Raw genomic sequence first — 14,449 nt, 5'->3', positions numbered from 1 at the left:
TTTATTATCCAACAAGTTAGTGATTTTTGTTAAAGTAAAAAACTTAATTTTTTATTAAATCTTAGAATTAGCCTATAATACTAGGTTCTTTTATACTGATTTCATCAAAAGTTTTTTCATAATTTCGTCTCTGGACCTCCAACATAAAACAATGAAGAATAAAGTTAAATTTTTGAGAGAAGAAAAAAACATGACTCAAAATGAACTTGCCGAAAAATCGGGTCTTTCATTACGAACCATTCAGCGAATTGAAGCGGGGAATATCCTGAAAGGTTTTACCTTAAAAACAATTGCCGAAGCTCTAGAAACCAATCCCGAAAACCTGATTATCAAAAAGGAAAATATCCAAATCGAAAGAGCCATACTCATTAACCTTTCTGTTTTATCTGGACTTATTATTCCGTTTGGAAGTGTTATTTTTCCTTTAGTTTTAACTTATAAAACACAAGATGCCCAAAACAAAGAAATAGGAAAACAAATTGTTAGCCTTCAAATTGTTTTAAGTCTTATTCTTTCGGTTATCATGATTGTGAGTCCGTTTATTCAACGTTTATTTACTTTCAAATTTCCGCTATTCATCATTCCCTTAATTGCCTTTCTTTGCATAAAATTTCTGATTGTTATTTTAAACGGAATCAGTTTAAACCAAAAACAAGAATTAGCTATAAAACTGAAAAACAAATTCTTATAATAAAAGTCACAAAAATGACGTAAAACTGTCGTATTGTTTTTGCACCAAAATCGGAATCGAAATCCGAATCTTGCAGAAAAAATAAACCATGAAATTATTTAAGAAAATTGCAGCCATCTTTTTAGTCATTATTGTTTTATTCTTGTTGGGAGGATATTTTTATTTTCAAAAGAAATTCTCTCCGCCAGAAAACTATTTGAAGGTTTCGGGAATTGTAGAAAATCTTCCCATAAAATGGATTTCGAGTGACGAAAATTCCCATTCAGCTTTGCTTTTGCCTGTAAAATTGAATGGAATCAACCAAACCTTTTATATGCAATTTGATTCGGGTTCTGCCGTTACTGTTTTTTACAAAAAATCATTGGAATCTATTGCTGAAAAATTTCGAAATCAGATTAAAATTAATGCGACAAACAATCCCATTTCGATTGCTTTAACAATAGGAAATATGAAAGTTGTTTCAACCAATTTTGAAGTTTTGAATTATAGCAAAAAAATCAATTTTGATGACCCAAAAGCAACCAATATCATTGGAACAATTGGAACCGATTTATTAGAAAAACGCATTGCGATTTTAGATTTCAAAAACAATCAATGTTCCTTCATCGAAAAAATTAAAGAAGATGATTTTTCCAATTTTGAATTTAAAAAACGTAAAATTTTAATGCCTTCAAATATCGAAAATGAAAAACTAAAACTGCTGTATGATTCTGGAACTAGTGGTTACGAACTGATAACTACAAAGGAAATTTGGCAGCAATACAGAATTAAAAACAGTGCTGTAAGAATCGAAAAAGGAAATTCGTGGGGAAATACTTTGAGTGTTTATTCTGCTTGTACGAAAAAGAAAATACAATTTGACAAAGTGATTCTAAACCTCTCTGAAGTTACCTACATAGAAGGCACTTCAGACCTTCAAAAATTCTTAATGAAGCGTTCTGGAATGCAAGGAATGATTGGCAACAAACTTTTCCTCCATCACAAATTAATTCTGGATTGTAAAAACGAAAAATTTAAGTTGGAATAAGAGTAAAATTTTACAATAAAAAACGGCTTTTAGGAATTGATTTTAATGATGTTTTTGACATTTTCGATAAAAATTTCTGTGTCTTTGATTTCTTGTTTTATTAGCTGATGATGTTCAGACAAGTCGTGCTGCTCCATCATATCTTTTTTTAAATATTTAATCATTGATTCTAGACTTCGCGTATCGTTTTGATTTTGTTTTTTTAATTCACGCTGTTTGCTTTCCAAATATTTTAAAGTCTCTTTTAACTTCTGAACGTTTAATTTCCCCAACCTTTTATTTTTAATAATTTATAAAAACAATAGCTGGAAATGTGACAAAATTCAATATGCTCCAAAAACCAATATCATTTGAATTCAACTCCGTTTCCAGCCATTGCTATTGCTACTTACGAACAAATTGATTTTTTGGATTTAGTAATTTTCCTTTTTTTTACAATTTTCAAATCAAGAAAAATAAACAACTGAAATACAAATGTTTAAATTAAAAACAGGGATGAATTATTTTTACTTTTAGGCAAAATAGAAAAGAATGAATGTGATTACAAATCATTTTTACCATTAAAAATACAACATTCAGAATCTCAAAACATTAGCAAAAATCATCTAAAATTGTGAATATCTATTTGAAGATTTAACTATTTATTTTGCAGTAAGATTTATCTTTGGCATCCTTAAAATTTAAAAAGAGATGAGCGCAACTTGGTACGAATGCAAAGTAAAATATAGAAAGACAGATGAAACCGGAGGACAAAAAGTTTTAACCGAGCCCTATTTGGTTGATGCTTTGTCTTACACAGAAGCTGAAAAAAGAATGACTGAAGAAATGGCCGCGTATACAAGTGAAGAATTTAAAATCACGGCTATCAAAGTGGCAAATTATGCCGAAATTCATCCTTTTGAGAATGCGGACAGATGGTTTAAATCTAAAATCACTCTAATTGCTTATGATGAAGAAAGTGGCAAGGAAAGAAAAACAAGCATGTATATGCTGGTTCAGGCAAACGATGTTCGCGAAGCCTTTGACAACACACTTCACGTAATGAAAAATACAATGGGCGAATATTCTATTCCGGCCATTTCAGAAACAGCAATTATGGATGTTTTCCCTTATTTCAGCGGTGAAGAAGGCGAAACAGAAATGCTAGAAAGATTCAACGCTTTAAAAGCGTCTAAGCCAGAAAAACCAGAGGCAGAAATGATCGACCACATGGAATTTGAAACTGCTGTAGAGGAGTAATATCCTAAAAAGCATGAAAAAACAAAAAGCTTCAGAATTGTCTGAAGCTTTTTTTATTTCCTTAAAATTCATTCGTTTAACTTTATCAAAATAAATAATATATTAGCTGTAGATTATCAATCGAAGACCAAAAACCAAAACTCCATGACCAAAAAGAACCTGATTTTATTTGGATTTATAATTCTAAAATTCATCCTGCAATACGTTTTAATTAGCCCAGAATACGATTTACAGCGCGACGAGTACCTGCACTTGGATCAAGCAAATCATTTGGCTTGGGGTTATTTATCTGTTCCGCCTGTTACCTCTTGGTTTTCGTATATTATTCTTCAGCTCGGAAATTCAGTTTTTTGGGTTAAGTTCTTCCCTGCCCTATTTGGCGCGCTGACACTTTTGATTGTCTGGAAAACCATTGAACTTTTAAAAGGCAATCTCTACGCTTTAATTCTTGGGGCGATTTGTGTTTTACTTTCCTGTTTGTTACGCTTGAACATGCTTTATCAACCCAACTCTTTTGATGTTTTATGCTGGACGGCGTTGTATTATGTTTTAATACAATATCTAACTTCAGAAAATACAAAATGGCTTTATTTCGGAGCTGTTGTTTTTGCCTTCGGTTTCTTGAATAAGTACAATATCCTGTTTTTGTTATTGGGACTAATTCCTGCTATTTTACTTTCTAAACAGCGAAAAATGCTGGCAAAAAAAGAGTTTTATTTTGCCTTAATTTTAGGATTAGTTCTAATTCTTCCTAATCTGTATTGGCAGTACTGCAACCATTTACCAATTGTACATCATATGAAAGAATTGGCCGAAACGCAATTGGTTAACGTTAATTTAAGTGATTTTCTAAAAGAACAGATTCTCTTTTTCATCGGCGGATTATTGGTGATTTTGGCCGGACTTTATGCAGTATTATTTTATAAGTCTTTCAAAAAGTATCAGCTCTTTTTTGCTTCGTTTTTTTTCACCCTTTTAATTTTTATTTATTTCAAAGCAAAAGCTTATTATGCCATCGGATTGTATCCTATTTACATTTCTTTTGGAGCAGTTTATATTGCAGAAATTCTAAATACGGGATGGAAACGCTTTCTTAAACCTGTTTTTATTCTCATTCCTCTATTGCTTTTTATACCGATCTATAATGTTGCTTTTCCAAATAAAAGTCCAGAATATATGGTTGCACATTCTGAGCCTTACAAAAAACTTGGACTGCTTCGTTGGGAAGACGGAAAAGATCATCATCTGCCTCAGGACTTTGCCGATATGCTAGGCTGGAAAGAATTGGCCAGAAAAACAGACTCGCTTTATGCTTTACTGCCAAATCAAAAAGAAACGATTGTACTTTGTGATAATTACGGACAAGCTGGAGCGATTAATTATTACACTAAAAAAGGAATTAAAGCGGTTTCTTTTAATGCCGATTATCTGAATTGGTTTGATCTTACCATTAAATATAAAAATCTTATTCGCATTAAGGATTTCGAAGAAAACGACAAAGAAATGAAAGAAACAAGTCCGTATTTTGAATCGGCAGTTATTGGCGGTCAAGTCACGAATCAATATGCTAGAGGATATGGCGCTACGATTTTTGTTTTTAAGAATGCAAAAGTCGATATCAATAAAAGATTAGAACAAGAAATCAACGAAGAAAAAAGTGATATCATAAATGATTAATTTCAAGAACATATCTTATTTAAAAACTGGAAATCTAAGACAGCAAGCTGCATTTCATATGTTGACTAAACATGGAGTTTTGGACAATCTTGCTGAATTCGATCCTATTTTGGTTGGTACAATTCCGATAAATATTGATATCGAAAACAGCGATTTGGATATTGTCTGTTATTGGAAAAACAAATCTGATTTTATTCAAAAAATTAAAAGTCAGTTCGAAAAAGAAAGCAATTTTACCATTCAAGAAATCGTGATTGATAAAAAAGAATCTGTTGTAGCAAACTTTTTTATTGATGCTTTTGAAATCGAAATCTTTGGACAAAATATCCCGACCGAACTTCAAAATGGTTACAGACATATGCTCATGGAGCACCAAATTCTAAGTTCAAAAGACGAAAACTTCCGATTGGAGGTCATAAAACTGAAAGAAAAAGGTATAAAAACAGAACCTGCATTTGGCTTGCTATTAGGCTTAAACGGAAACGTTTACCAAGAATTACTGGATTTTAAATTATAAGAAAAACCGTCTTTTCTAAAAATTATAAAAAATAAAGTACTAAAATTATTTGCATAACCGTATTTAGTGTGTATCTTTGCACCCGAAACATCGCGGGATAGAGCAGTAGGCAGCTCGTCGGGCTCATAACCCGAAGGTCACAGGTTCGAGTCCTGTTCCCGCTACAACGATAAAAAGCTTCAGAGAAATCTGAAGCTTTTTTGTTTATTTTTGTTTTTTTTAAGGATAAATTTCAAAATGCACCTCTATCATTTTATTTAACAATTCTTGCTAAAATGTAATACGAACTTTCAACTTTTTCTCCATACTCTTCATCAGGAAACCACTTATTCTTTACAGAGTTCAAAAAATTAGTATATTCTTCCTTGTATTCTTCTGGCTGTACATCACTTATTTTTGTAATAATTCCATCTTTAGAAATTGTACAATACGCTTTAAAATTATAAGTAGATCCACTAGGTCGTTTCCCTGTAAACTTAAAATTGGTTGCAACATACTGATCCCAATTTCCGTCTTTAAACTTAAAATATTTATGATTTCGTTCAGCAATATTTATGTACTTCTGTTTATTTTCATCGCTTTTATTTCTAGATATTAATTGATTTTTATTACCCGAATCAGCGTCATTGAAAGCAATAGCATCTTCAACAGAAATAGAAACACCATTATTACCTCCGCTTATTTCTTTATCCCACTCTCTTTTAAGCAATTCAGAATCTACTTTATTTTTGTAGACCATTTTATTTAAGATCTCATCATTAATTTTTAAAGATTTCTCATTTTTCTTAAAATCTATTAGCGATAAATCCGATTTAATTTCTTTCGTTTTATTATTTACCTTATTTATTTCTACTACTAAACCTTTGACCTCAGAATTAACTTTAAATCCCTGAATGGTCAAAAAATTAACGTTGTTGATTTTATTGTTTTTTGCAATAAAAACTTCTACAGTTTGAAAATCTCTAGATTTTATCTCCCCGATAAATTTAGTACAAGCTATGCCTCCAACATTTTTTGTTTCTTTAGTTTCAACTATTTCAGTAAATACTTTTTTTGATGATGGCTGATATTTAGATAAATCATAATCAATTTCATTTTTAGTGAAACTTATTTTAAATAAATTATCATTTCGTAAAAGATCAAACAAATAAGATTTATCGTAAATTATAAAAAAATCTTTTGGATTTGATTTGCATATAAAAACAGAACATTCACTTTTATTAATTAAATATTTTACTTCATAATCGAAATTCAAATATGAATCTGTCTCAAAAGATTTAAATGAAGTAAGAAATATAATTATCGATATTAAAAAAAAGTTTTTCATTTTTAGCTTTGAAATTTTAATTATGTAATTTCAAAAATAGGTAATTTATTTATTTTAGCTAATAATAAAACAAATAGTAAAATCAAAGTTAAGCCACATTATTAGCACAAGCAACTTCATAAAAATCATTCATAATCTGGTTAAATAATTGAATGCTTCCCGCTATTTAAGACAAAAGCTTCAGATTTCTCTGAAGCTTTTCTCTACGCTTTGATTAAATGCTTTAATATCTTGGCAATTACAACAACTTCTTTAATACCTTTTTACCATTTTCATTATCTGGATTTAATTCAAGAGATTTTTGATACATTTTAATTGCATCCTCTTTTTTACCACTTTGGAGCAACGCCTCTCCATAGCTATCATACATATTTGAGCTATTTGGAAAAATTAATGTCGCTGACGCAAATGTGAGTAAAGAATTGTCTGTTTTTTGCGATCTAAGAAATTGATACCCTAATCTATTGAAATCTCTTTCTGTTACTTCGTAGCTGTCTGGCTTTTTTAAATATTCTTCAATTAACTGATTTGCTTTTTCTTTATTCCCACTTTCGAGCAAACTGCCATAGACTCTCGAAAGACTCGGTAGAGGCATTTTATAAGGCTTATTCTCAATTATTTTCAAAGCTTCATTGCCTATAACAAAAACCTGACTTGCTGTATTAGACAGCAAAATAACAGTGTGATTTCTAGTAATATTGTGCATTAAAATTGATGTAAGCCCAGTATTGAGTCCATCGTGAAAAGCTATTTTTTCATTACTCTCATTAGTATAGGTCTGCCAACCCAAACCATAGGCAATCTCTTTTTCGTACGCGCGATAAGAAGCAATTTTTCCATCATTAAGTTTTGCTGGTGTCAGTGCTTCTTCTAATTCTTTCTTGCCTAAAAGCTGATAACTAAATAATGCTTTTTGGTACTTCTGCAAATCTAGAGCTGTGCTTACAATGCCTCCTGGTCCATAGAAATTGCTTTTCTCATCTATCAAAAAAGTTTCTTTTAGGGTTTGAACATTCACTACACTAGTCGAGTAAAAATTGGGATAAGTATACAATTCTACCTGATTTGGCTCTTTAAGCATTCTATTCTTAGGAAGAAATGAATCTTTCATTTTTGCAGGTTCGAAAATGTTTTTCGCTAAATAATCTCTAAAATTAATCCCAGCTATTTTTTCCACTATTAAAGCCGCAAGACAGAAATTAACATTATTATATTCCCATTTGTCTCCTGGAGCAAATGAAAGCGGTACTTTATTCTCAATTAATGCCGGTATGATATCCTCATTAGAAAAAATTTTTTCTGGCTTTTCCTTCATTGCACTATCAAATAGACGATAATATTGCGCCAATCCAGAAGTATGGCTTAGCAAATGTCTAATACTAACATTTGGATAAGGAAAATCCAGAAGATATTTTTGGACTGGATCATCAATATTTAATTTTCCTTTTTGTTTAAGCTGCAGTATTGCTACCGCAGTAAATGTTTTTGATACCGATGCAATTGTAAACTGAGATTTTTCATTGATTTTTTCTTTCTTCTCCATATTAGAATATCCATAAGAATTAGAGAAAATAGTTTCTCCTGATTTGGAAATTAAAACACTGCCATTAAAAAGATTATTTTTAGCAAGTGTTGAAAAGAAATCTTTTATCTCTTGTCCTGATATACTACTTGTAAAAAGTAAAACCGTAAAATAAAGAAATACTTGTTTTTTCATTTTGATTGATTGATTGATTGATTGATTGATTGATTGATTGATTTTTTAACGAATATAATGAAATATTATTACTGTATTTTTTTTCTAAAAGTATAGTGCAACTATATATTTTCCATTAAACTAAAATAAAATTACGCTATAAAACAAAAAGCTTCAGATCTGAAGCTTTTTTTATTCGTTTGTGTTCACAGCGGCACGCTCTCGCAATTTGGAAAATATATATGATTTCTAATTTTTTTCCAGCTCTGTTTCAGTATGCATCACACATGTCCACTTGCTATTTTCTTTAATCCAGGTAGAAGTACAGACACATTTGATAGGTTCTTTTGGGCTATGATCTACTATCTCAAAATCGAGACGATATCCTATTACGGCAGCGTTTTCGGCAATTAGTTCTTCTTTTACATCATAGATGTTCAGTACTTTTATTTTATTGGTTTGCCCTGAGTCGAACATATTTTTAAAATCAGCTTCACTGATACTCTGAATACCATTTTTTCCGGCAACTATGCAAGGAAACAGCGTCAGATTTTTTACCGTTTCGTAATCATTATTTTCAACTCCGTGCCAGTATTTTTTTTCCAATTCTATAATTTGTCCTTCCATAATTATCTCTTTGTTAATTAGACATTTCACAAATTTCACATTAAAATTGAAATAAAGTTGCTCTTTTAACATAGATTTAATTTCGCAACAAAGCTTCTTAATAGCTGTCTTATTCAAGACAGGGAGAAATTAAATATTCTCCAAACTCTATCATCTCTAAAATTTTCTTATTGGATTATAAAGAGAGAGAGAAAACAAGTTTCTCTCTTCTTAAAAATATAAACCTATTATCGAAGATTATATACCATTTATACAATCCACCGAGTAAGCGTATTAGTTTATTTTCTTTTTATATAAAATTAACTATTACAATGAGAAACAACAACCTCCACCTGCTAGAGGATATTCTGGAGGACATGCACCATTTTTTAAGATTGCCTCTCCGCTTATAAGTGCTTTAGCGCAAACCTCTGTAACTCCTCCTTTTACAGCTTTTAGCTCATTTTTAGTTAATTCTTGAGCTCCTTCCAATTTTAATTTTTTTTTAAACATAATGATAAAGTTTTTAAAATTCAGCAATACCCCAATCATTTAAAGACACTTGGGATTTTTGTCTATCCTCGCGCAAGAATGTTTTCTATATTTAATAATAAATAAATGTAAGACCTAAAAACAGTGTACGAATATACTTTATTTTAATGTTAAACTTTTACGGTTTGTCTCATTTTTTCAATCTTATTTAATCATTTAAACCAACCGCCAAGAATACCGTAATCAATTGATTATAAGATCTCATTTTTTCCTTACTGTTTGACCGGTTGTAGGTTCTCCTCTTTCTGTAAAAACATCGTCAGTATAGTAGTTTATAAATTGCATCGGAATACCAACACCTGTTTCCAGTGACGGAGTTGTCTGCAAATGGTAGTGCAAATGCGGACCAGTAGAATAACCGCTGTTTCCTGCCAAACCTACCTGCTGCCCCCTTATTACAGTATCTCCTACTGCAACTATTATCGAGTTCTTTTTAAAATGAAGCATAAAAGAGTATTCTCCATTTAAATGATCAATTACAACGTAATTGCCTAATGCTTTTTTACTGTTTTTAATCCCAGGAACATTATCTTCTATTGCATTTTCCATTGCAATAATTTTTCCATCGCCAGGTGCATTTAAACGTTTGCCAAAACAATAATAATCTTCATTTTTAGTTCCGTCTCCCGTTTTGTTGCTTCTATTTATAATACTAACCATATCGAGTGCATATCTCTGGTGGCGGACAGGTGCAAAATGATGATTTTTTTCTAGCGATTTTCCGCCTGCAACTATGTACCAGTCATCTTCAAAAGGCAATTCTAGCACTGTTTTTGTTTTGTAATTTAAATAGACTTCTTCATCGTATTTTCCTTCGTCTCCCATCAGCATATCTGCACAAGATATGAGCAAAAAAGAAGATGTGAATATAAAAACGTAAACTGCAGATTTGATGTATTTCATAATTAGAATTTATAGTTAATACCAAGATTTAATTGATGCTGTAATTCTCTATAAGCACTTGGAATTTGAAGTCGAGAATAATTAAAATTGTAAGTTGCCTTTACGTCAAAATGATTGGAGAGTTTATAACCATATTCTAAATCCCAAAATACACTCTGATAGTTATCTAAAGTGTAAAATTTACCTTCGGCATTGGTAACTCGAAGAAGAATAACAGGAAGGGTTAATTTTGAAGATAAATATTGTTTTTCATTTATCTGATAACTGAATCTACCCGCAATTCCAAATTCTTGATGGAACGAAACATAATCTCCATGATGATAAGCAGCCAAAGAAGTTCGGGACTGCAATCCTGCGTGTATTCTAAATCGATCCCTATCGTAAACCTTTTTTAGATACGAAAAGTTCATTCCGCCTTTGTAGTAATCTGTGTTGAGATTGGACAGCTTATCTGTTTTTAGGTCTGATGATAGATAGTCTAGATTTACCTCAAACAAATTATCATTCTTACTGGTTCGAGTATAGTTTAATTTATACACCAAACCTTCATAATCATACATTGCTACGGGAGCAAATTCGAGATTTTTCAAATACCCCCAATTATTTCCAACAGAAAACTCGAGCTGATTCTTTTTTTGCGTGATTTGAGATTGAACAGATACCGCAGACAAAATGGCGGCACTAAACAAGAGTCGATTTAATTTCATAAAATTTGAGATGATTAAGTGGATTATTGGTCAAAACTATGTGAATTGAAGAGTGACAAGGTTTCAATACCTTAACACTTGAGAAATCCGAACTAAAGAACCACTACTTGTAAAAAGAAAAAATCGAGAATAATTCTACTTAAAAAATTAAAAATCAATATCATAAATAAAAAATTTCAATTTCATTTATAGAGAAATCATTTTAGTTAATCATTTCTTAATCTGTTAAGAAAATCATCTGCATTGCTATAAATTCGTTCTGTCAATTCGCATGAAATAAGCTATTTTTTTATAAACAACTGACTATTGCATTGTCAAGAATAACTGAAAAGACAAATCTTAAAAACAACTTTATACTAAAAACTTGATTTATACAACACTTCTAAATATTGCAATTTTTCAGGGAATAGTATTAGGCATAATTATTTTAAAGTCTTCATTGTTCAATAGTAAATCAAACCAATATCTCGCCTATGCGATATTTACCCTTTCCTTACTTTTACTGAATTTGGTTTTCGAGATTGAAGATGCTTATTCAGTCTTTCCTTTTTTACGCTTTATTGACGATGTTGAAACCGCTTTTCTTTTACCTGTTTTCATATTCCTATTTATTATAAACCGAGTTGATGACGCTGTGAAAAGCAGACAAAAGATATTTTTATTTTTTATTCCATTTGCGTATTCAGCTGTTCTTAATGTTACATATGATCTTGATGCTGTAGCTGGCTTATATAAAATTCCCGAATTAGGCCTCAATATAATCGATGTATTAAATCAGATTGCGCTTATTTTCGCGCTTACATTTATCCCCTTCGTGCTGGTTTATTCTTATTTTATGATAAAGCATTTAAAAGACAAACAGGAAAAAAAATGGGTAATTATATTATTAAGCCTAGTTTCTGCATTATTATTTTCGTGGGTTATTGCCATCATCATAGGTTTGTTTTTCCAATTTGACATTTCGGCAACGATGAGAATTTTAGCTTTATTCGGAACATTTTTAATCCACTGGACTTCTTATTTTGGCATTTACAAATACAAACTTGCCAAAGACAGAGACAGCATTTACAATTTTCTAAATAAAGATTTAGCAATTGCAGATGATAACCCATTTTCAATTTCAGGAAGCAATCATAAAGAAGAAAACAAAGAATCAATAAACGCTGATAATCTTCATTTCCAAAAACTGGAACTTCTTTGCAAAGAACATCATATCTATACTGATAGTACATTAAACAGAGAAAAAATTGCCGAAAAATTAGGTATAAGCACGGGATATCTTTCACAAATTGTAAACGTGATCACGGGAGACAACTTTGCCAATTACATTAATCAATATCGTGTCGAAGCCGTAAAAGAGATGATTTTAAATGCTGAATATGAAAATTACAATTTGCTAACCATGGGATTGGAATCTGGATTTACTTCAAAAACTACTTTTTACAGCGCTTTTAAAAAAGTTACTGGCAAGACACCTAAGGAATACAGAAATAGCAAAAAAATGAGTTCCATTTTGTAAAGCGTTAAGTTTTTGAAACCTTATAAGATCTTTATTATTTGATTTTTGACATTCCATAAATCAAATTCTTTTTTATAAAAAAACTATTTACTATTTGTCATGATGTTTGCTTTTAAACGAAGCTTCAGAGAAATCTGTTTTTTTTACTTGCCTCACCTATTAAAAACACATAAAAATATTCTTTCAAAAACAAAATTATTCAATATTTCTGAAAATTATTTTTCTCTAAAAAAACAAATATTTTCGTTTACATAATGCATCAACAACAATTTATTAATCAAACAAATACAAAGCAAATAACTGGATCAACACATCAATATTGATCGCCCAAAATGATTTCCCATCAAAAAAAAATAAAAATTTTTCTCAAAATCCTTTGTACATCTCAAAAATAGTTGCACTTTTGCAGCCGCAATAGCAAAGCAGGTCCGTTCGTCTATCGGTTAGGACGCCAGGTTTTCATCCTGGTAAGGGGGGTTCGATTCCCCCACGGACTACTTACTAAGACAAAAGCTTCAGAGAAATCTGGAGCTTTTTTTATTTATATTTACTTCTTTAAATGTTTGAGGATTTGAGAACAATATTAAAAGCGCGCAAAACCTACAAATTGGCAATTAATAAAACACAAATACAGCAAACACAATAACAAAGCAAACAAGAAGTTATGAATGAAGTAATTTCAGATTACAAACACAATCAAAAAATCAACCCAAATCTTAAAATGAAACACAAATTAATAGCCCTTTTATTTGTATTCACCTTTGCAAATATGTCTGGACAATCGCCCGCCAGCAAAACCAACTACACCAACAGCAAACTGCCTACCGAAGAAGCTGTCACGAATAAGTCTCTAAAACCACTTAAAAAGATTTCTCTAGACGACACCTCAATTTTAATTTACGATTATGATGGTTCACTTTTTTCATGGGATCTGGAGGTCGAAAGCATTGTTTGGACGGTAAAAGCTTCAGACGCCCACACAGAAATGTGCGCTAACAAAATAACCATTCAGGACGGAGTTGTTTATATTCCGTTTATTAATGGGGAAATTTATGCCGTAGACAACGGAACAGGAACTATTTTTTGGAAATCTAGATTAGGAAACATTACAGATCAGATTGTCCTAAAAGACCAAACTCCGATTATAGCAAACGGAAAATTATTTATTACGGCTCAAAATCAAAACCAGAGCAGTAATTTATACGCGTTGGATCTAAAAGACGGAAGCTTAGCTTGGAATTATAAATTAGACACTCCAAACAACGATATTGAGCCATTATTTTTCGACAATAAGATCTTTACTCAAAGCGCAAATAATGTGTATTGTTTTGAAGCTAATACAGGAAAATTGCTTTACCAAAAAAGCTTTGATGAAACCATGACTGGAAAACCAGTTACAGATGGTGAAAGTGTTTTTATTGCAGGCGATAAAAATTGGCTGTATGCTTTAAAACCAAACAGTCTTGATGTTTTGTGGCAATTTAAAATAGAAGAAAACCAGAACAACGTTAAGGAACGCATAGTATGCCACGACAAAAAGCTATATTTTGCAGCGCAAGGACCAGAAGTTTCTTCAATATACGCTGTAGATTCTAAAACAGGAACTCAGCTTTGGAAAACAGATTTTAAAGGGGATAATGTAGAATACATCGTTAAGGAAGTGGATAATCTTTGGGGATATACACGCAAAAAGAAGCTTTTTGAACTGGACTTATCAAACGGTGAAATTGCATTTGAAGAAAAACTAACTACACTGCCAATTTCCAATATAGAATTCCCTGCCGATGATAACCTACTTTACTATTATTGCGATGCAGGCTTAATTCAATTTGATTTAAAAGAAAAAGACGAAAACGTATACTACATGCGCACCTCACTTAAAGATGATCCTTACAGCGCTTATTTAAAGATAATTCGATAATAGCCTTGTTGCATTTTGAAATAAAAAAAAGACCATTTTTTCAAATGGTCTTTTTTATACTCTTTTG

Annotated in this window: 14 protein-coding genes and 2 tRNA genes; 9 read left to right on the top strand and 7 right to left on the bottom strand. The window is 31.2% G+C overall.

Annotated elements, in window-relative coordinates; genetic code table 11:
- The first annotated feature begins 151 nt into the window (after positions 1–151).
- Positions 152–691 carry a helix-turn-helix domain-containing protein gene (locus tag M0M44_RS09645; RefSeq protein WP_248729559.1) on the top strand — a complete coding sequence of 180 codons (540 nt, stop codon included), beginning with the start codon at positions 152–154 and terminating at the stop codon, positions 689–691.
- An 88-nt stretch (positions 692–779) separates the two neighbouring features.
- Positions 780–1,718 carry a hypothetical protein gene (locus tag M0M44_RS09640; protein ID WP_248729558.1) on the top strand — a complete coding sequence of 313 codons (939 nt, stop codon included), beginning with the start codon at positions 780–782 and terminating at the stop codon, positions 1,716–1,718.
- A gap of 29 nt (positions 1,719–1,747) precedes the next feature.
- Here M0M44_RS09640 and M0M44_RS09635 read toward each other — a convergent pair whose 3' ends face one another.
- Positions 1,748–1,990, bottom strand: a complete 243-nt coding sequence (locus M0M44_RS09635; protein WP_248729557.1) for a hypothetical protein — start codon at positions 1,988–1,990, stop codon at positions 1,748–1,750.
- Between the two features lie 418 nt (positions 1,991–2,408).
- On the opposite strand from M0M44_RS09635, the gene M0M44_RS09630 reads away from it, so the two are divergent.
- From M0M44_RS09630 to M0M44_RS09615, 4 genes are all read left to right on the top strand, one after another.
- A complete protein-coding gene (locus M0M44_RS09630; RefSeq protein ID WP_248729556.1) occupies positions 2,409–2,957 on the top strand; it encodes a DUF4494 domain-containing protein in 549 nt (182 codons plus the stop codon).
- Between the two features lie 144 nt (positions 2,958–3,101).
- Positions 3,102–4,634, top strand: coding sequence for a glycosyltransferase family 39 protein (locus tag M0M44_RS09625; RefSeq protein ID WP_248729555.1), 1,533 nt, complete (start codon positions 3,102–3,104; stop codon positions 4,632–4,634).
- Complete coding sequence (locus M0M44_RS09620) at positions 4,627–5,151, top strand: DUF4269 domain-containing protein (protein WP_248729554.1); 525 nt, start codon at positions 4,627–4,629, stop codon at positions 5,149–5,151. The genes M0M44_RS09625 and M0M44_RS09620 overlap by 8 nt, the downstream gene beginning before the upstream one ends.
- A gap of 91 nt (positions 5,152–5,242) precedes the next feature.
- Positions 5,243–5,315: transfer RNA gene (locus M0M44_RS09615), tRNA-Met, on the top strand.
- Positions 5,316–5,404: 89 nt separating this feature from the next.
- On the opposite strand, the gene M0M44_RS09610 is transcribed toward M0M44_RS09615, so the two are convergent.
- The 6 genes from M0M44_RS09610 to M0M44_RS09585 form a co-directional block, all read right to left on the bottom strand.
- Positions 5,405–6,478, bottom strand: coding sequence for a hypothetical protein (locus M0M44_RS09610; RefSeq protein WP_248729553.1), 1,074 nt, complete (start codon positions 6,476–6,478; stop codon positions 5,405–5,407).
- A 238-nt stretch (positions 6,479–6,716) separates the two neighbouring features.
- The gene (locus M0M44_RS09605; RefSeq protein ID WP_248729552.1) at positions 6,717–8,195 is read right to left on the bottom strand and encodes a serine hydrolase; all 1,479 of its coding nucleotides are present in this window, start codon (positions 8,193–8,195) and stop codon (positions 6,717–6,719) included.
- Positions 8,196–8,423: 228 nt separating this feature from the next.
- Positions 8,424–8,801, bottom strand: a complete 378-nt coding sequence (locus tag M0M44_RS09600) for a DUF4440 domain-containing protein (protein WP_248729551.1) — start codon at positions 8,799–8,801, stop codon at positions 8,424–8,426.
- A gap of 306 nt (positions 8,802–9,107) precedes the next feature.
- On the bottom strand, positions 9,108–9,293 hold the full coding sequence (locus M0M44_RS09595) for a hypothetical protein (protein ID WP_248729550.1): 186 nt from the start codon (positions 9,291–9,293) through the stop codon (positions 9,108–9,110).
- 240 nt (positions 9,294–9,533) lie between these two features.
- Positions 9,534–10,235, bottom strand: a complete 702-nt coding sequence (locus M0M44_RS09590) for a M23 family metallopeptidase (protein ID WP_248729549.1) — start codon at positions 10,233–10,235, stop codon at positions 9,534–9,536.
- Positions 10,236–10,237: 2 nt separating this feature from the next.
- A complete protein-coding gene (locus M0M44_RS09585) occupies positions 10,238–10,942 on the bottom strand; it encodes a hypothetical protein (protein ID WP_248729548.1) in 705 nt (234 codons plus the stop codon).
- A 364-nt stretch (positions 10,943–11,306) separates the two neighbouring features.
- Between M0M44_RS09585 and M0M44_RS09580 the strand changes: the two genes are divergently transcribed.
- From M0M44_RS09580 to M0M44_RS09570, 3 genes are all read left to right on the top strand, one after another.
- Positions 11,307–12,461, top strand: a complete 1,155-nt coding sequence (locus M0M44_RS09580; RefSeq protein ID WP_248729547.1) for a helix-turn-helix domain-containing protein — start codon at positions 11,307–11,309, stop codon at positions 12,459–12,461.
- Between the two features lie 425 nt (positions 12,462–12,886).
- A tRNA-Glu gene (locus tag M0M44_RS09575) sits at positions 12,887–12,958 on the top strand.
- Between the two features lie 167 nt (positions 12,959–13,125).
- Positions 13,126–14,382, top strand: a complete 1,257-nt coding sequence (locus M0M44_RS09570) for an outer membrane protein assembly factor BamB (protein ID WP_248729546.1) — start codon at positions 13,126–13,128, stop codon at positions 14,380–14,382.
- Positions 14,383–14,449: the final 67 nt, after the last annotated feature.

This window comes from Flavobacterium humidisoli (assembly GCF_023272795.1).
GTDB lineage: Bacteria > Bacteroidota > Bacteroidia > Flavobacteriales > Flavobacteriaceae > Flavobacterium > Flavobacterium humidisoli.
Note: the sequence above shows the minus strand (reverse complement) of the source record. Positions and strands in the feature narration are given on the sequence as shown.

Excerpts from the sequence above, each read along its gene's own strand:
- M0M44_RS09645 (WP_248729559.1), top strand. The coding sequence starts at position 152 with ATGAAGAATAAAGTTAAATTTTTGAGAGAAGAAAAAAACATGACTCAA.
- M0M44_RS09640 (WP_248729558.1), top strand. The coding sequence starts at position 780 with ATGAAATTATTTAAGAAAATTGCAGCCATCTTTTTAGTCATTATTGTT.
- M0M44_RS09630 (WP_248729556.1), top strand. The coding sequence starts at position 2,409 with ATGAGCGCAACTTGGTACGAATGCAAAGTAAAATATAGAAAGACAGAT.
- M0M44_RS09625 (WP_248729555.1), top strand. The coding sequence starts at position 3,102 with ATGACCAAAAAGAACCTGATTTTATTTGGATTTATAATTCTAAAATTC.
- M0M44_RS09620 (WP_248729554.1), top strand. The coding sequence starts at position 4,627 with ATGATTAATTTCAAGAACATATCTTATTTAAAAACTGGAAATCTAAGA.
- M0M44_RS09610 (WP_248729553.1), bottom strand. The coding sequence starts at position 6,478 with ATGAAAAACTTTTTTTTAATATCGATAATTATATTTCTTACTTCATTT.
- M0M44_RS09605 (WP_248729552.1), bottom strand. The coding sequence starts at position 8,195 with ATGAAAAAACAAGTATTTCTTTATTTTACGGTTTTACTTTTTACAAGT.
- M0M44_RS09600 (WP_248729551.1), bottom strand. The coding sequence starts at position 8,801 with ATGGAAGGACAAATTATAGAATTGGAAAAAAAATACTGGCACGGAGTT.
- M0M44_RS09595 (WP_248729550.1), bottom strand. The coding sequence starts at position 9,293 with ATGTTTAAAAAAAAATTAAAATTGGAAGGAGCTCAAGAATTAACTAAA.
- M0M44_RS09590 (WP_248729549.1), bottom strand. The coding sequence starts at position 10,235 with ATGAAATACATCAAATCTGCAGTTTACGTTTTTATATTCACATCTTCT.
- M0M44_RS09585 (WP_248729548.1), bottom strand. The coding sequence starts at position 10,942 with ATGAAATTAAATCGACTCTTGTTTAGTGCCGCCATTTTGTCTGCGGTA.
- M0M44_RS09570 (WP_248729546.1), top strand. The coding sequence starts at position 13,126 with ATGAATGAAGTAATTTCAGATTACAAACACAATCAAAAAATCAACCCA.